Origin of the sequence: Williamwhitmania taraxaci (assembly GCF_900096565.1) — a bacterium.
Lineage (GTDB): Bacteria > Bacteroidota > Bacteroidia > Bacteroidales > Williamwhitmaniaceae > Williamwhitmania > Williamwhitmania taraxaci.
The window spans coordinates 1-18,377 of record NZ_FMYP01000036.1 but is presented as its reverse complement, the minus strand read 5'-3'; the positions used below and the strand labels follow the sequence as shown (position 1 = coordinate 18,377).

Annotated in this window: 12 protein-coding genes; 9 read left to right on the top strand and 3 right to left on the bottom strand. The window is 42.6% G+C overall.

The window, feature by feature from the left end; genetic code table 11:
* Positions 1-50: 50 nt before the first annotated feature.
* Positions 51-239, top strand: coding sequence for a hypothetical protein (locus BLS65_RS10390; protein WP_092438680.1), 189 nt, complete (start codon positions 51-53; stop codon positions 237-239).
* Positions 240-430: 191 nt separating this feature from the next.
* Positions 431-1,537 carry a hypothetical protein gene (locus tag BLS65_RS10385; protein WP_092438678.1) on the top strand — a complete coding sequence of 369 codons (1,107 nt, stop codon included), beginning with the start codon at positions 431-433 and terminating at the stop codon, positions 1,535-1,537.
* 295 nt (positions 1,538-1,832) lie between these two features.
* On the opposite strand, the gene BLS65_RS10380 is transcribed toward BLS65_RS10385, so the two are convergent.
* The gene (locus BLS65_RS10380) at positions 1,833-2,984 is read right to left on the bottom strand and encodes a Yip1 family protein (RefSeq protein ID WP_092438676.1); all 1,152 of its coding nucleotides are present in this window, start codon (positions 2,982-2,984) and stop codon (positions 1,833-1,835) included.
* Positions 2,985-3,265: 281 nt separating this feature from the next.
* Between BLS65_RS10380 and BLS65_RS10375 the strand changes: the two genes are divergently transcribed.
* The 6 genes from BLS65_RS10375 (at position 3,266) to BLS65_RS10350 (ending at position 12,480) form a co-directional block, all read left to right on the top strand.
* The gene (locus BLS65_RS10375) at positions 3,266-4,159 is read left to right on the top strand and encodes a LysR family transcriptional regulator (protein ID WP_092438674.1); all 894 of its coding nucleotides are present in this window, start codon (positions 3,266-3,268) and stop codon (positions 4,157-4,159) included.
* 76 nt (positions 4,160-4,235) lie between these two features.
* A complete protein-coding gene (locus BLS65_RS10370) occupies positions 4,236-5,159 on the top strand; it encodes a YeiH family protein (RefSeq protein ID WP_092438672.1) in 924 nt (307 codons plus the stop codon).
* On the top strand, positions 5,156-6,361 hold the full coding sequence (chrA, locus tag BLS65_RS10365) for a chromate efflux transporter (RefSeq protein WP_092438670.1): 1,206 nt from the start codon (positions 5,156-5,158) through the stop codon (positions 6,359-6,361). Before BLS65_RS10370 ends, chrA begins: the two co-directional genes overlap by 4 nt.
* Positions 6,362-6,998: 637 nt before the next feature.
* Positions 6,999-8,105: an efflux RND transporter periplasmic adaptor subunit gene (locus BLS65_RS10360; RefSeq protein ID WP_092438668.1), complete on the top strand. Its 1,107-nt coding sequence runs from the start codon at positions 6,999-7,001 to the stop codon at positions 8,103-8,105.
* Positions 8,106-8,111: 6 nt separating this feature from the next.
* The gene (locus tag BLS65_RS10355) at positions 8,112-11,201 is read left to right on the top strand and encodes an efflux RND transporter permease subunit (RefSeq protein ID WP_092438666.1); all 3,090 of its coding nucleotides are present in this window, start codon (positions 8,112-8,114) and stop codon (positions 11,199-11,201) included.
* Positions 11,194-12,480 carry a TolC family protein gene (locus BLS65_RS10350; protein ID WP_092438664.1) on the top strand — a complete coding sequence of 429 codons (1,287 nt, stop codon included), beginning with the start codon at positions 11,194-11,196 and terminating at the stop codon, positions 12,478-12,480. The genes BLS65_RS10355 and BLS65_RS10350 overlap by 8 nt, the downstream gene beginning before the upstream one ends.
* A gap of 270 nt (positions 12,481-12,750) precedes the next feature.
* On the opposite strand, the gene BLS65_RS10345 is transcribed toward BLS65_RS10350, so the two are convergent.
* A complete protein-coding gene (locus tag BLS65_RS10345; RefSeq protein WP_092438662.1) occupies positions 12,751-14,541 on the bottom strand; it encodes a transporter substrate-binding domain-containing protein in 1,791 nt (596 codons plus the stop codon).
* Between the two features lie 688 nt (positions 14,542-15,229).
* Here BLS65_RS10345 and BLS65_RS10340 point away from each other — a divergent pair.
* Positions 15,230-17,989 carry a hypothetical protein gene (locus tag BLS65_RS10340; RefSeq protein ID WP_092438660.1) on the top strand — a complete coding sequence of 920 codons (2,760 nt, stop codon included), beginning with the start codon at positions 15,230-15,232 and terminating at the stop codon, positions 17,987-17,989.
* 75 nt (positions 17,990-18,064) lie between these two features.
* Here BLS65_RS10340 and BLS65_RS18250 read toward each other — a convergent pair.
* A partial coding sequence (locus BLS65_RS18250) for a hypothetical protein (protein ID WP_212590534.1) occupies positions 18,065-18,377 on the bottom strand: 313 nt, incomplete at its 5' end.

Sequence of the window (18,377 nt, the reverse complement as noted above, 5' to 3'; positions counted from 1 at the left end):
TTTTAATTGCTTATTTGCTGTATGAGTGATAACCGTAATACTTTTATGATATGGCTCCATACTATACCGACGATGGCGTGGAATTAAATCCAGACCTATTTCCCAAACCACAGTTGTGCTTCTCCTGTGCAAAGGACGATGATCCCAACGAGGAGATCTTATGCAATCTTACTCGACTCGACGAAAATGAGGCGCCGGAATTTATCTGTTTTGCCTATGAAAACAAATACAAGAAATAGGTTGGTATAGCTAAGAGACAAGAAGGTTTAATCACATAGCGCACAAAAAATAGCACACTGAGATTCACAGAGTCGTTCTAATAATGTTTTGTTTATACCTATTAATTTGACGCAAAATCAACTCTGTGTTCCTCTGTGTAGAAACTCCGTGGTCTCTGTGGTTAAATTTTTATTGTAACTAACAATAAGAAATGCGCTATATACTATCCATTGTCTTTATACTTGCCTCATTCTTTTCCTCCTTTACCCAGAATAATGTCCATTATGGCGAACGAAATCTAGAAGGCAACAAACTCGCCATTTACTACGACAGGGAAGGCACCATTTATCCAGATTATTTCATCGCCAATGCATCGTTGGAGCGGAGTGGCTCGTCGCTGAAGATGTGGTATGCCGGTAACTCGGAGCAGTTTTTGGAAGTGGCAAGGCACTATGGATGCCGCTTTGCAGAATACAGTGCGGGAAACATAAAGATATTGAACGACTCTATCGTTACGGTTAACTGTCGCAAGATTAACTTACAAAAAGGAAACTTCAACTCCGCCACCTTCCTGGTTCACGGATTTCGGAAGCCATTTGTAGCCATTAATGGCGATTACACTTCCGGTCGCGATTTCGCCATCATGGAGAAAAACATCAGCGACTTAGGTAAACGCAACGAGTGTTTTGTAGAGGTTTACTGGGATGCCTTTTACGGTTGTTGCTTCACCGCTAATGTTATGGAGAATGAAAAGTTGTTCCATCTCTTCGATCAAGCGCAAGCCGCAGCAAAACTGGTTGGCGCTAGTTTTCGTGAAGTTTTAAGCAGGACCACGTTCGATACCATTAACCTCTACTCCCACAGCTTGGGAGCCCAAGTGGTCGCACAGTCTCTTTTCAATGTTGTGGGGTGTGCCGCTCCAACGCCTTCGAATGCTCGGGTGAATATCTGCATGATTGCTCCTGCCATTTCGGGTGTCGAAACGTTTAGGTATTACTACAGGCGGAACACCGACTTTGATTATCGCAGCAACGATAACTACCGGTTAGCCATTGTCTACAATAATAACGATTTTGTCTTGCTGAAAAGAGACAATAAGTTTGGTTGGTTTGGCCCGGGTCCCTACGGGCACGGCAACACTTCGTTGGGCTGTAACTATCACCACACGGCAACCAAGTTGGAGGCTTACTTCCTTACGGAGTATCGGCAATCCAGCATCAGGACATTCGACCTGTCCTTGGTGGGGAAATGCCACCATGTGCGTTGCTATTGCGCTGGTGCAAATCTGCTGGAGGCCATTCGACACATAATGATGTAGCAGATTTTGACTTGTTTTTGCTTTCTAATTTTAGCCTTTGTTTCTGAGTTCATACAGCAATACACGAAAAGGTTGAGGGAGGTTTATTCCGAATTGGTTATAAGTTTGTGGAGAGCCCCGGACTTTACCTTAAGTGTATGCGATATGCTCACTTGTTAAAGGAAACTTACTTCTGTTCTGAGTTATTTGCCTCTATTGCCGAAGTGGTTCCAAGGATGCTGTCTTCACTGCGACTCCGGCATTGGATGATGGTCTTTAAGAAAAGAGAGGCTGCCGTGGAGGCAGCCCCTCTTGATTATTTAATGGAGAGATTTTTTAGTTCAATCGCTCGATCCCAGTTGTCGTATATGTTCCGTAGGTCCTCTTCGGTGAGTTTACTAGCAGTAATAGATTGTGTGGCAAGACTCAACGTTGCTTGGTCGAATGTGAAGGCTGTGGCTTGTTCTTGGTCCGAAGTGTCAATGATTTTCTGCATAGCGTCTAATCCCTGGAGTGCAGTCATGCCTGATAGTACGGCAACATAGGCCGACTTGTAACTCTTCTCCGTTATAAACCCATTTTGTTCAAGCGCCTCAGGTATCTCAGCTTGTTCTAGATCTCTTATGGCCTCAGTTGCGGCAATAAGTTGTTCAATGGTTTCGCTCATTATTTTGGGCTGGCCAGTGGCAAACGATTTCTCCACTTGTTTAATGGCTTCGGTGGGATAGTTTTCCGGTTTATCAAAGTTACTAGTCCTGCTTAGTTCATTGGCAGCTTTCTCGAAATCGGCAGCTGCTTCTTGGGCTAATCCTTGATAGTTCTTAATCATCTCATCGGCTTTATTTTCGGTGAATCCAGAAAACGACCTCACGGCCAAGGCGGTAATAAGGCCTACTATGATGAGAAGCAATAAAATTCCTCCGAGTACAAAGGCTATGATTTTTGTGGTTTTCTCATTGCCTTTTAGCGCAATGGTTACTCCAAGGTAGAGCAGGTAGAGTCCATAAATATTTATGCACAGGTTAATAATAGTGCTGAGTTCTGCATTAATACCCACGAGAAATGAGAGCGCTGCATTAATGGGGAAAAGAGCCATGAGAGAAGCTGATACGCGTAAGCATGCTTCAAACTCCTTGTTCCCCTCAGTAATGGCTGCGATAATTAGCACGATAACTCCACCAATGAATACGCCAATAACCGCACCAATCACTGCACCGAAGAGCCCTCCAACGCCTACCATTCCTCCAAAGTAGCCATACCTGCCGCCTCCAAAATGTAGTAATCCCCATATTAGATATAGGAGGCCGGCAACCGCCCCGTATATTAATGCCTTGATTACTGGTTCGGCGAGTCCTCCTTCGGTTTTCATCGTAGAGAAGTAGCCCTTGGGATTCACAAGTGTTTCTTTCCATTCGCTAATAAATAACGAAAAATCGAACCCTTTTTGTTCCATACTTTTTTCTTCCATGGTAGTAGATTTTAAGTGGGTTATGTTGTTTGATTACCATAAAGTAGGTGGAAAGTGTGCCGATTGTGAATTTCATTCTCCCGCGAGAGTTTGATCTTCCTGCTTTTGTCGTCGGGCAACTTCCTCTTTCAACCAAATGTCGGATAAAAATCAATACGAATCAAGTAGTTGAGTAGAAAATTTATAGCGATTCTTGTGATTGTAACCGAAAGAAAAGGGTTAACGTATGATTGCTTTACCGCGTAAATGCAGTAGTTTTAAGTCGTAATTGTGGTTAAGGTATGCTCGATTTTAGATTAAAGGTTTTTCAGTGCGTTGCCCATAACTTGAGTTTTACAAAGGCATCCAACGAGATGTTTGTAACTCAGCCTGCCATCTCGAAGCATATTAAGGAGTTGGAGTCGGAGTTTGAAGTAAAACTCTTCAATCGAAGTGGAAATAAAATATCGCTCACTTCGGCGGGTGATATCCTGCTTTCCTACACTGAGCATATCCTTTCCCTCCATAATGAAATGAAGTTTGAGATTAGCCAACTTACCACAAACCTAGCGGGTAGTATTAGGATAGGAGCCAGCACGACTATCGCACAGTATGTGATTCCAGCAGCTTTGGCACAATTCCACGAACGCTATCCCGACATTAAGCTCAGCCTTATCACCGGAAATACTGAGTATATTGAGAAACGTCTTCTTAAAAACGAGATAGATGTTGGTATTGTTGAGGGCAAACCTACCAACTCGGATATTCGCTACTCCTCTTTTCTGAATGATGAACTGCTCGTGTTTGCTTCGGCTCTAAATGCCAATGTGCCCAATTCAATATCAAATGATGAGTTTGTGAATCTCCCACTGGTGCTACGCGAGAGAGGATCGGGAACATTGGAAATTATCGAAAGTACACTGCAACAGCATAAGGTTAGCCCAAAACAGCTTCGCGTGTTGATGTATTTAGGCAGCACTGAGGCCATCAAATCGTTTGTTAAAACGGGTAAAGGTGTTGGTATTGTTTCTCGGTTTGCTATTGAGCAGGAGTTGGCGAGCAATGTTTTTATGCGTATAGCTACACCGAATATTAAGTTTTATCGCCAATTTTATTTTATTTCCCCTAAAGGACCTGAATCCATTGGTCTTTCAAAGTTGTTCTTGAATTTTATTCAGAAACACTATAACCTATAGCTATCGGATATGAGTTTTTATGATTTGACTGCTGATCGTAACTGTGTTACGTTTGTGGCGATCAAATGCTATCGAAATGAATGCTCCCAGGATTATCTACATTGCGGCAATAGCCGTTTGCGCGCTACCTTTTATTGATACTCCAATTGCCCTGCTCTTAGGGATTTTTTTGGCACAAACGGTTCACCATCCTTTCCCTACGTTCAGTAAAAAACTAACTCGAATACTGCTACAGGCCTCCGTGGTGGGGTTGGGTTTTGGGATGAATGCGATAGAGGCGTTTGAGGTGGGAAAGCAAGGCCTTCTATTTACGGTGTTTTCAATTGTCACAACCATTACGTTGGGGTTGTTCCTTGGGCGTAAGTTAATGGTTGAGCGCAATACATCTTACCTAATTTCTACCGGGACGGCGATTTGTGGGGGTAGTGCCATCGCTGCCATCGCATCGGTTATAAAACCAAACGAAAAGCAAATTTCCACGGCCTTGGGAACCATTTTCATTTTAAACTCCCTGGCCCTTTTCCTTTTTCCATGGATTGGACATTTGCTTCATCTCACACAGCATCAGTTCGGGGTGTGGGCGGCCATTGCCATTCACGATACCAGCTCGGTTGTGGGGGCAGCCCAAAAGTATGGGGCAGAAGCATTGCAAATAGCCACTACCATAAAACTCGAGCGCGCCTTATGGATAATTCCAATATCGATTATTACCGCTTTTGCATTTAAACGAGAATCGAAAAAAGTCCAGATACCTTACTTTATCTTTCTTTTCGTTTTGGCAATGATAATCAATACTTTTATCCCTTCAATACATGAGGTGTCTTCAGTTATCGTGATGCTATCGAAGGTGGGGCTAAAAATTACCCTGTTCCTTATCGGATCGGGACTGACCAAAGACCTTGTGGTATCGGTAGGCGTGAAACCATTCGTGCAAGGAGTAGTTCTTTGGTGCTTCATTTCGGTAATTTCTTTGGTAGTTATTTTCAATACATTACTATGAGTCAGTGGAAGGTAAATGTTGAAGCCAAACTAAAGCGCTTGCTTTCGATGCCGATGGTAGATCCTTCGCTTACGGACTTGTTTCGCACATTCTTTTGGATTGGGCTTACAGCCTTTGGTGGGCTCGCCATCACGGCCCATGTCCGTAAGCATATTGTGGAAAAGAGAAGATGGCTTAGCGCTTCTACTTTCGATTCAGGACTGGCTCTCTGCCAGCTGATTCCGGGAGCCATCGTCATGCAGCTGGCTGCCTACATTGGGTTGAAGATAAGGGGGCTTCGCGGTGCAGTTGTCTGCTTTGTTGGGTTTGGGCTTCCTGCATTTCTCATCATGATTATCCTTTCGGTCATCTATAAACATTCTAAAAACATTGAGGGTGTCGAGGTCATTTTAGGTGGGTTGAGGGTGGTGATTGTTGCTATTGTTGCCAATGCAGCGTATATATTTGGTAAAAAGAACTTTCACCAGATCAATGATTGGGCAATTGCTGGGGTAGCAGCTACCCTGTTCCTTACCAAGTTGCATCCTGCACTTGTGTTGATAGTGGCAGCACTGTTAGGCTTACTCCTTACCAAAAAGGAGTTAGAGATACCCATGAAGATTGTCGGGATAAAAACGGGTAGGTTTTTTCTTTGGCTTCTGCTAGCCGTGGTGACTAGTGCAACGATTCTCTTCTTTGTCAACAAAGAATACTTTACGCTGGCAACCATTATGCTGCGCATCGACCTCTTCTCTTTCGGCGGAGGATTGGCCGCAATGCCCATTATGTATAACGAACTGGTGGATTTATTTGGATGGTTTAGCGAGCAGGTCTTCATGGACGGTGTTATTCTTGGTCAGGTGACTCCCGGCTCCATCATTATTTCGGCAACCTTTTTTGGGTATATGCACTTCGGATTTTGGGGTGGGATTCTTGCTACGGTATGCGTGTTTACTCCTTCATTTCTTATTCTTATGGGTATTATCCCATTTTTCGATAAGTTAAGATCCTATCCACAATTCAATAAGGTGATAAACGGAATCCTTTGTTCGTTTGTTGGTTTGCTCGCAATAGTAACTTACCGTTTTGCCCTAGGTATACATTGGAATATCGGTAACATCCTTTTCACTCTGGTGGCATTTGTATTACTGATGCGAAAAGTGGATGTAATTTGGATTGTTCTTGGCGGTGTGGTCATGGCGCTGGTGATGAGTTGGATTTGAAAGGATGAACGCGTCAGTAAATAATTCTGAACTCTGTTCTTACTGGGTTAAATCTCTGCACGCATTGGGCGTATTATATAGCTACACCCAGTATTCATACAACTAAAGTTCTCCAACACCCAGAATATAATTTGTAACGGATACTATTTAATTACCTTTGCAAAAAGAATGTGCTGTCGAATTGAAACATTGGATTAATATAATTGCGCGATACTCACTATTGTTACTCTTTCTGGGGTATTACGGGAGTATAACGTTATTTATTCATACCCATCACATTGAAAATGGAGTAACGATTGTTCACTCCCATCCATTTCACTCTGGATCTGATAAAGAACCAGTCAATCATCATCATACTTCAAACGAGTATGTCCTGATTCAGCTCTTAACAACTTTTTTAGCTGTAGTTTCATTCTTTGCATTTTCAATTGAAGTTGTAAAGGTTACATTTCGAAGAGTTGTTTCTCAAAAGAATGATGACAATTTTTCCTGTTTCACCTATTTGTGCTCGAATGGATTGCGAGCACCTCCCTTTAAATACACCTGCTGATTGATGAAAGTTAATTTCATCTGATTATTCAAATTGTTGTTTGCAATTTAATTGTGAGCAAGGAATCGTGTATTTAAAATTTTAAGCATGAATAAGATATTTACGGTTTGCATCGCTGCGTTAGTATTCGCAGCATGTAACCCAACTAATGAGTCAATTGAGAAAGTCGATTATAATGTTGGTGCCGATACTGTAACTATAGCCGATGGCTCACCAATTCTACGGAAGCTAATTACTCAAAAAGTAAAAACTCGATCATATTCGTTTGATCTAACTACGTCTGGCACTGTAAATGCAATCCCCAATAACTATGCATTAATTGCAGCTCCATTTGCAGGGCGAGTAACTAAGTGTTTTGTGCGCCTTGGTCAAGAGGTAAATGCGGGCACTCCTGTTTTCGAAATCAGCTCTCCTGCTTATTTTGAAACAGGAAAGGCTTACTATCAAACCAAGGAAGAGATGGATTTGGCCTCGAAATTCTTAAAACGGCAAAAGGATTTACTTAATAAAGGAGTTGGCGTTCAGAAGGATCTCGAGGAGGCTCAGGTATGTTATGCCATCAAGACGCAAAATTTCGAAAATGCGGTAGCCAGCCTTAAGGTATTTCAAGTGGATACATCCAGTTTAGTATTAGGCCAGCCGTTGATAGTCCGTTCGCCCATAAAAGGAACGATCGTTGAAAACACTATTGTAATAGGTCAATATATTAAGGACGATTCCGATCCGGTCGCTACAGTTGCTGAACTTAGTAAGGTTTGGGTTGCTGGTCAGGTAAAAGAAAAGGACATTCGCTATATCAGCGATACTGCAGAAGTGGGGATAACCTTAATCTCATTCCCTGAAAAAAACATTAAGGGTAAGATTTACCATATTAATTCTATTATCGACGAGGATACTCGATCGGTGCAAGTTCTTATTGCCTGCGATAATAAGGAAAAGATAATGAAGCCTGGGATGTATGTTACTGCAAAATTTGCGCATATCATCGAAAAGGCGATTGTTGTTCCGCTTAAAGCAATTTTTCAACGGGATGATGTGAGTTATGTTTTTGTGCATCTAGCTGGAAATAAATATCTCAAACAGAGAATAGAGACGATAACTGAGGATAAGGATAGTGCAATTGTTAAATCGGGGCTGAATACCGGCGATGAAATAATTGTCGATGGTGGTTTCTACTTACTGGAAGAAAAATAAACGGGCATGAGAAAAATTATTAGCATATCGGTGCAGCACCGATGGATAATGGCTTCCCTGTTTGTTTTGTTGGGTTGCTTTGGATACTACTCGTGGCAGCAACTTGCCATTGATGCTTATCCCGATATTGCCGATGTTACCGTACAGGTAATTACACAAGTACCGGGTTTGGCGGCTGAGGAGGTGGAACAACAAATTGCGATTCCTATCGAGCGCGCTCTAAATGGATTGCCTGGGTTGGTTACCATGCGTAGCCGAAATACGTTTGGAATTTCATCCATATTGCTAGTTTTTAAAGATGGGGTCGACGATTACTGGGCGCGACAGAGAGTTCAGGAACGATTAGCCGATGTAGAGTTGCCATTTGGAGCAAGCCCTGGTTTGAATCCATTAACGTCCCCTACTGGTGAAATTTACCGTTATATTATTGAAGGCAAAAATCACGACTTACGCGAACTTACCGATTTAAATAAATGGGTAATCATACCAAGTCTGAAGCAGGTTACTGGAGTTGCCGATGTCAGTAACTTTGGTGGAATAACCACGCAATTTCAGATCGAACTTAACCCTACAAAGTTAGAGCAATATAAATTGTCGCTTTCGGAGGTTACCGATAATATCATGAAAAACAACGCAAATGCCGGTGGCAGTATGCTTAACCGTGGCGATTTGAGCTATGTGATTCGAGGTATCGGTTTAGTGAAAGATCTGGCTGATTTAGGCAAGATCGTAGTAAAAACGGAGAAGGGCGTACCTGTATATCTGAATGATATAGGAACGTTAAAGTATGGAACGCTCGAACGCAAGGGTGTTATTGGTTATACCGATAAGAAGCGCGATTATCCTGAAAGTGTCGAGGGAATTGTACAGCTTTTAAGGGGTCAAAATCCTTCGACTGTTTTGGATGGAATTCATAAAAAAGTGGAAGAGTTAAATACTTCTATACTGCCTAAGGGAGTTACAATTCATCCTTTTATGGATAGAACCACGTTGGTGGATACTACCCTGAATACCGTTTCGCATACGCTGCTTTTTGGAATGTTATTAGTCCTTTTCATTCTTATCCTATTTCTGGGCAGTTGGCGTGGTGCCCTAATCGTGGCTATTACTATTCCTTTGGCGCTACTGATTTCCTTTATCCTGATGCAACTCACTAATATTCCCGCGAATCTGCTCTCGCTTGGGGCAATCGACTTCGGGATTATTATTGAAGGAGCCATCATTACCATGGAAACAATTCTCAAAAAGAGGGAAGATCATCCGGAATTGGAGTTGGATTCACAATCCATAGTCGAACGGGTTTTTGAAGTGGCCAAACCGGTATTCTTTTCTACGATAATTATTATTACCGCTTACCTTCCGTTGTTTGCCTTCGAAAGGATTGAGAAAAAACTTTTCACCCCAATGGCATTTACGCTGGGTTTTGCATTGATCGGTGCATTGCTGGTTGCACTGCTTTTAATTCCGGGGTTAACCTATGCCGTTTACCGGAAACCTCAAAAGACCTATAAAAATCGATGGCTGGAAAAGCTTACGTTGAAATTTTCCGGGCATACAAAAGTAATATTGAGCAAGCCTAAAAAGATATTTATTCCATTGGTGTTCATTGTTGTTACTTCGGTTGTCCTTTCTTTCACCGTAGGTAAGGATTTTCTTCCCAATCTCGATGAAGGTTCGCTCTGGCTTCAAGTGCAACTCCCGCCAGGAATTACGCTCGAGAAGGCGAAAGAATTGAACGATAGCTTAAGAAATCATATAATAAGATACGATGAGGTAACCTATGTGATGACCCAGACCGGTAGGGATGATGCAGGTACTGAGCCATTCTCCAAGTCGCATGTTGAAAGTTCAATAGGGTTAAAGCCTTATAGCGAGTGGAAAAACGGCAAAACAAAATCGGATCTGATTGATGAGTTAAAGCACGATATTGAGAAAATGCCAGGCTATACCGTAGGGTTTTCGCAACCCATTATCGATATGGTTATGGATCAAATGGCCGGTTCACACAGCGATTTGGCGGTGAAAATATTTGGTAGTGATATTAAGGAAACCCGGCGGATTACCGAGGATGTTTTACGAACCATTAAAAAAATTCCCGGTGCCGAAGATTTAATTATTGATCAAGAACCGCCTGCGCCACAATTGGTTATTAATGCCAATCGCGATAAAATAGCAATGTATGGTCTAAATGTATCGGATGTTGCTGAGCTTATCGAGGTTGCCATTGGAGGCAAAGCAATATCACAAATTTTCATCGACAACAAGGTTTATGATATTACATGCCGGTACGATGAGGAGAGTCGCAATACACCCGAAAAAATTGGCAACTTAATGCTGACTTCATCTACGGGTGCTAAGATACCTTTATCGCAGGTGGCCGATGTTGTTCTTACCACAGGCGCAAGCACCATTGCACGAGAGATGAATAAGCGATATATCGCTGTAAGCGTTAATCTGAGGGGTACGGATCTCACCTCGTTTCTTAAGCAGGCCAAGGAAAAGATTGAAAAGGAAGTTGCGTATGACCATGAGAAGTATAGCGTGGAATGGGGTGGTCAATTTGAGAACCAAAATCGCGCCTATGCCCGGTTAGCTCTGATTGTTCCTCTTGCATTGGCCGTTATGTTCCTACTGCTTTTTGGAGCTTTTGGTAAGATACGGCAAGCTGCGGTGCTTATGGGCGTAATTCCATTGGCATTGTTTGGTGGTATGATTGCCTTGAATGTACGGGGGATGACCTTGAATGTATCGTCGGCAGTCGGTTTTATAGCGTTGTTTGGCGTTTCCATACAAAATGGGGTGATTATTTTTTCGCGTATAAATAGTTTACGCAAGCATGGCATGCAATTAAAGGAGGCCGTTGCAACTGGGGCGCGTCATTGTTTTAGGCCGGTGGTTATGACTGCTACGGTGGCAATCGTTGGTCTGTTTCCCGCTTCTATTTCAACAAATATTGGTTCCGATGTTCAACGTCCGCTTGCAACGGTGATTGTTTACGGATTGCTTTTCGCCACTATTATCTCACTTTACGTATTGCCGGCTCTTTATTATATGATTGAGAAACGCTGGGAAAAGAAGGAGGAAAACCATGATTAAACAGAAATATTTCAATAGAATGGCGCGCATTGGGCTATGCTTTTCTGCTCTTTTAGCCTTGTCAAGTTTGGCCTTCTCACAGGTGGATACGTCGTTCAATAGGATCAACCTGAGCTATACCGATTATTTGTCCATGGTGGTCCGCGGCAATCTCGAATATGCCGTTGAAAAGTATAGTATCAACATTGCCGATGCAAAAATTGAAGCAGCAAAGGTTTTTCAGAATCCATCCCTCGCTTTTGATTGGTCGCGAGACGAGGAGAATTATTCATTATCAGCGGAGATTTCCAAAACCTTTGAGCTTGGACAGAAGCGCAAGGCACGTATCAATCTTGCAAAGAGTGAGCGTTCCGTCGCTAATGCGATGCTTCTCGATTACCTACGAAATCTACAGGCCGATGCAACCCTTGATTATTTAGCTGCATTAAAGCAAAATTACTTGTTTCGAGTAATGCTAAATTCTTATCAGACAATGAAAGAATTATCCGATGGTGATAGTGTGCGGTTTAGCCTTGGGAGTATCAATGCTATTGATGCAACGCAAAGTAAGATTGAAGCAGGTGTTTTACGGAATGATCTCTTCCAGATTGAAGTAGAACGAAATAATTCATTTATTAATCTTTCCACTAAAACGGGTACATATATTTCGGATACGCTCTTCTTTCCAGTTGGAAAATTTGAAATGACTCGGCGGCATTTTGCTATAGATGAACTTCTAACAAATGCTTTGAATAGTAGGGCCGATTTGTTGGCGGCAAAAAGCAATCTGACGTATAATCAAAATTCCTTGATCTTAACTAGGCGAGAAAGAATGATGGATATCGATTTGAAAACGGGGACGAAAAATTCTTATTTGAATACGGGATCATCTTCTCCTAATGCAACTGAAATATTTGCTGGGATAGCCATTCCGTTAAAGTTTTCTAATTTTAATAAGGGCGAAATTAAAATTGCTAAATTTCAAATAGAACAAGGTGAATTGCTCTATAAAAAGGTAGAAATGAAAATTCAAACTGAAGTTCTACAGGCATATAATCAATACACTTCTTTATGCAAACAGGTAGGGAGTTATAACCAGGGACTCTTGGATCAGGCAAAAATGGTATTGAATGGAAAGATGTATAGCTACTCAAGAGGAGAGACGTCCTTGCTCGAAGTTCTGAATGCTCAGCGAACCTATAATGATCTGCAAACCGCTTACTACGAAACATTGTATAAATGCAATGAAGCATTGGTTGAACTCGAAAGGGCTGCCGGTATTTGGGATATCGAGTTGTAGAGCTATTTCCTTTGCTTAGGAGCGTCTATTCGAAATGGTATTATGAGCCATCAGAAGGAATTGAACCGATCTTGATTTTATCCAACTTTTGCTGCAAATTTAATCCTAAGTTGCAGTAGAAGTTGGTTTTTTCAAGCACATTTAATATCAGAGAGGTGTGATTATTGTTCCTTAGTTTGCCAAATATCGAGTATGTTATGCTCTGTCAGTAAAATGTTTATTTTTAAGACCCTGTTTATTGGGTTTATTTTGACGCATTACTTATTTAATTCATTTGTCTTGTTTTGGTTGCAACGGTAGTGTAAAGAAGAATGTTGATCCTCTGCCTACTTCCGATTCAACCCATATTTTTCCACCGAGTAGTGTAACAAGACTTTTGACAATGGCTAAACCTAGCCCTGTTCCTCCTTGGTTAGGATGTGTAGGATTACCTTGGCTAAAGCGTCCGAAAATTTTATCTAAATATTCTGGCTCGATACCCACTCCCATATCCTTTACAAAGCAACAAACTTGCGATCCATCAACCTTATATCCAAATGATATTTCTCCTGAGTAGGTGAATTTCATTGCATTGCTGAGTAGATTAATCAGTATTTGAAAGAGACGTTGTCTGTCGGTGTAAACCATAATTGACGATTGGTCGTCCATGCCGGTATAGGTTAATTCTATTTTCTTCAGTTCGGTTTGTGGATAGAAGAGCGTAAAGACTTCCGAAAAAACTTCATCCAGCATGACCGGGCTAAACGTCAATGTAATTTGGCCTGTTTCTATTTTTGAAATGTCGAGAATATCAGTTAAAAGTGTAAGTAACCTATCAGAACAGTTGGTTACAACAGCGACATACTGATCTCGTTTAATTTGAGATAAATTCCCATTGGATAAAAGTGCGGAGAATCCCACAATCCCATTTAATGGTGTTCGTATTTCATGGCTCATGTTGGCCAGAAACGCCGATTTCAGTTGATCGTTCTCTTCTGCCTTTTCTTTGGCTTGCACCAACTGCGAGTTTATGGTTTCAATAATGGCATTTTGCTTTTTTACTGATTGGTAAAGCGTTTCATACTCTTCGTTTTGTAGTTTTAATTGGTGCTTGCTTTCCACCAACTTCTGTTCGTTCAATTGACGCTCCTTTACCTCCAACTGTAATTCCAGTGTTTTTCGTCGTACTTGTTTCCGAAGCATCCAGAGCCATGCAACGCCGAGCAATGCTACTCCAACCAAAGGAAGTAAGAACCATGCAAGAAAGGATAGTGCTTCCCATGTCGACATTGTTTTTCTTTCATAGAGTCCGAACCAATTCTCGTAGATCTCATCAAATTCTCCTGTTGTTTTTAGGATACTCAGCCCTTCGTTGAATTTTGCTAGTAAGTTCGAGTTTCCCTCTTTCACTGCCATGCAATACTTCCGTTGCAGGAAAGGAGGCCCTACCGAGTGAATGTTTTTTAGGTTGAGTTGTTTTATTAAAATCACCCCTTGAATCCGCGAGACTATCGCACAATCGCCCTCTCCATTCGAGAGCGATTTGAGGGTCTCCACCCAGTTGCTCTTGGTGATAATGTTTTTTGCTACCTGTGTCTCTACTAGGTAATCGTGGCCTAAATCGCCTAGTTGTGCAATGGCTGTGCTGCTTTTTAGATCACTCAATCCTTTTATCTCAGAACCATCCCTCACAAAAAGAGAGTAGGAGGCGATGAAGTGTGGAATGGAGAAATCAACCTTCTTGTCACGTTCGGAGGAATAGAACATCCCCATTAGTGCGTCCGTTTTGCCAGCCTCAATGTTTTTTCGAACCTCCGACCAAGGTCCCAGCGTTATGTTGATATTGAGCCCCATCTCTTTTGCAACGGCCCTGGCTATGTCAATGTTGAACCCTTCCGGCTTTCCTTCCGCATTTAAGTATTCAAAGGGTGGGTATTCGAAATCCCCACCGAACATTATGATGGAATCCGATTGATTGGCTGGGGATACAGGTTGGGGTCTAGCCTGGATAGGCAAGGCAAGTATAAAAAGCAGTAATACTGATACGAATTGGGGTTTTCGTAAATATGTAATTCTATCCATGTACAATTGTTATTGTAGGAATAACTACCTAAACGATGGGTTACTCATTTGCAAGTGCCTTAAAGATAGGAAGAATTGGAGAACTAGCAACGGTTGTTGGTTTATTTCGCTGTAAGACGCTATACCTTATTTGCCAACAATAGATGGGGCATTTCTCAGTGTTTCGCCTTTATCCTAATTTCTTTTTCTGGCTAATTTCTGATCATTATAGTATTTTAGGCTTTACTTCGGTTTATTCCTAATTGTTGGTGAGTAGGCCAGTACTTCGCGCCTTAATTCCAAACTAGTTCCCCTTTTTATACAAACTTAGCGCAGCAAGTTTCGCCGTTTTAGCTCGCAAGGCCGAAAAGGGTCGGCGAGCAGGCAAGGCTTGATCTTTTGTATCTTATCCATCAAGGGAAAAGTCGGAGTGACACGGAGATTCCGATTTTATCGGAGAAATAGGAAAAATGCCGCATAGCGGCGATCAACCTTTTATGTCATCGAATCATATTAATCTTGCCAGTTATATTCAAACTTAGCAGTATTTGTTAGCATCCAACACTAAGTAGGACGAATCCTATTCAAACGTGGAATCGTTAAATGGTTCTATTCTTGAGTCACGCAATCCTTTTCATCGCCTTTCTTTCATTTTCTTTTGAAGTGGTGGGGTTAAACCTTAACTTTGTAAGGTATATAGAGAAACAGTATGTCGCGTAGGTCTATTATTTATATTGCCATAGCATTCGTAGTGCTGCTATTAGGTATCGGATTCCTTTTTACCATCTTTTATAACAGCGAAAATTCGGGCGAGCCCATTGCGGCTATCCCCACCGATGCTGTTGTGGTGATGCGCTTCCCCAGTGCCGATAAGCTCATCAACTTCCAACAGGAAATTGAGGGGGTTGGTTCCATCTTCGATGAGGTCGATTGGTTTGCTGAATTTGTTCGTAACCACAAAACGGCCAAAAGTCTCGCTCTCGGCAACGATGCATTAAACACACTGTTTACTTCCTCCAATCTTTTCGTGTCGATACATGCTTTGGGCAAAGGGGGCAACCGCATGGGCTATTACATCCAGCTCCCTCCCGATTTGCGCGATCATACCATTGCTTCGCTCGATGCCTACCTCATAGGCAAGGGCGCAAAAATGGCAAAAGGCGAATATCAAGGCAGCACCATCGTGCATGTTGTGCCAGGTACTGGTTTTCCTTTCGATTTTTACTACACCATATGCAACCGCCTTGCCATTATCTCTTCCAGCCGTCTTATTGTGGAAACATCCATTCGGCAGCTGGCCTCCGGCGAATCCTTAATCCGTAGCCCCGCATTCAAATCGCTTTGGAATACCCTTGGCGATAAATCGGCGATTAATATAATGGTAAATGGTGCGAAGTTCTCCAGCCTCATACAGCCACTGCTCCTTAACTCCCAAATGCGTCAGATAAAGGTGTTGAATACCCTCACCGATTGGATTGCCCTCGATGGGTTTACCCGTCCCGACGCTCTTATTGGAAATGGGTTTAGCATGGCAAGCGACTCTACCAACAAACTTTTCCGCATTTTTTTAAATCAGGATCCCCAGCCGGTTACCATTGCCGATGCCCTTCCAGCCTCGGTTGGTTGCTTTGTAAGCTACGGGATTGCCGACTTCAACGATTTATCGTCCAATATCAAGAGCAATCTCGATAAGGATAATAAGCTATACAATCACAATTTGCGCCTTAAGGTGCTTTCCAACGACCATCGATTCGATATCGAACGGTTCTTTCGTGTAGCAAAACCCGCAGTGGTAACTAGTCTTTTCTACCGTAACGAGAGCCTCGAGAACGGTGGATGCTGGGTAAATCTCTATACACTTGGCGATGCCGAAACCGCTCGTGTGCTAGCAAAGGAGAATTTCTCCAACTACACACGCGAAGTTAATGTTTCGTCGTCGGCGGGTGATGTAACGGTGGGAGGCGAGAAGCTACCCATATACAAGCTTTCGTTTACCGATTTCTCCAAGGCAATCTTTGGAAACCTGCTCTTTTCATTCGATGAGGTTGCTGCGGGATTCTACGAAAACTACTTTTTTACAATTTCCGATCCGGCTGGAGCAAAGTTCTTCCTCGAAGCCATGGCTTCGCCCGATAAGCTAAAGAATAGTCCATCCTATAGCTCAATTAGTCAGTATGCGGCCTCCATGGGGAATGTCTTCTTCTTCTTCAATCCCGCCGAAGGCAAATCGCTGCTACAGCTGCTTGCCGACAGTCCACTCGAAAAGGAGCTGAGCAAACATACCTGCATATTCGATAACATTGGTGGTCTTGGCATTCAGCTACGATCGCTCAAGGGGAAGCTCTTTACCAATGTATTCCTCTCTACGAGGGCAGGCAAGAAGGACAACACCACTGCTGCGGAGTGGACCTTCCGCGCCGATACCTTGCTTGCTTCGCGTCCTTTTGTCTTCAAAAATCACAAAACAAAGGCTGCCGAACTGGCGTTTCAAGACATTTCCAATAAGGTTTACCTCTTGGGAATCGATGGATCGTTGCTGTGGAAGGTGCAGGTCGCCGATCGATTGGTGGGGGATATGCTTTGTGTCGACTTTTTCAAGAATTATAAGCTGCAACTTTTCTTTACCACCAAAAACAGTATATACCTAATCGACCGAAATGGCGATATCGTAGATGGATTCCCTATTGCACTTCCGTCGCCAGCCACAGGTCCTGCCTCACTCTTCGATTACGATAACAATGGCGAGTTCCGCATCTTTGTTCCCGTGGCCGATGGTCGCGTCTTGCTTTTCGACAAGAATGGGAAGGAAGTGCAGGGGTGGAGGTTCAAGAATACCGGTGGGCTGGTTACTACGCCCGTAAACTTTATCGGGCAGGGTGCCAAGGACTATATTTGCATCAACGATGGGATCCGCTACTACTTCCTCGACCGTAGGGGCAAGGAGCGCTTAAAGCTTCAGAAAGCCATTACTCCAGGCTTAAACACACAATGCTATGCCTCCGACGATGGCAATGGTTTAGTAATTGCCGACAAAGAGGGCAATGTGTTTAAGATTACCCCCGACGGCAAAGTATTCGATCTATTATCTGCCTCTTTTAATAAAAATTATCAATTCTGCTATAGCGATATTACAGGAGATAAGAAAAGTGAGTTTATCTTTGCCAACGAAAATGAGTTGACAGCGTTCGGCCCGGGTGGCGACAAGTTGTTTACTTCGAAATTGGAAGGGAGTATTACTGAAAATCCGGTTTTGTTTAATCCGGGATCTAAGGGTAAACCCCTGCTTTCAGTAATTACCGACGAGGGAAAGGCTTATGTAATAAAGGGTGATGGCTCCGTTTTTCCAGGTTTTCCCATGGAAAGCATGTTCTCGCCCACTGTTGTAAAAGCCTCGGAGAAAAACAACATTGTTGGTGCACTCCGCGTTACCTCAGTTGGAGAATTAAAGTATTATAGAATCGATCAATAGTTTTGCTTATGTTTTTTCTTTTTAAACTTATTGGCTGTAATCTAAAAAAATGTTGTTGATAATATTTTGTTAGCATTAAAATGCTGCACTAACCTGAATTACTCCACTATTCCAATTTTGCGACTTCCACGACCGTTTCACTGGACATCGGTAGGTGCGCTCTGAGTAGGCTTGTATGAAACTCTTGTAATGCGCTTCAATGTTTGTAAATAGATCCCATGCTTGGTAGCGTTTCAACAGCTGCCGGCCTACCTTTTCCGGTGAGGATTTCTCCTTCTTTGCCCTTTCTACCGCGACAAACCAATTCGAATAGTTCTGTAGATACTTCGTTGACACGCCTCTCATTATCCTGTTGACAGCGGTATCGAAACGGCACGCCACGTTGTTT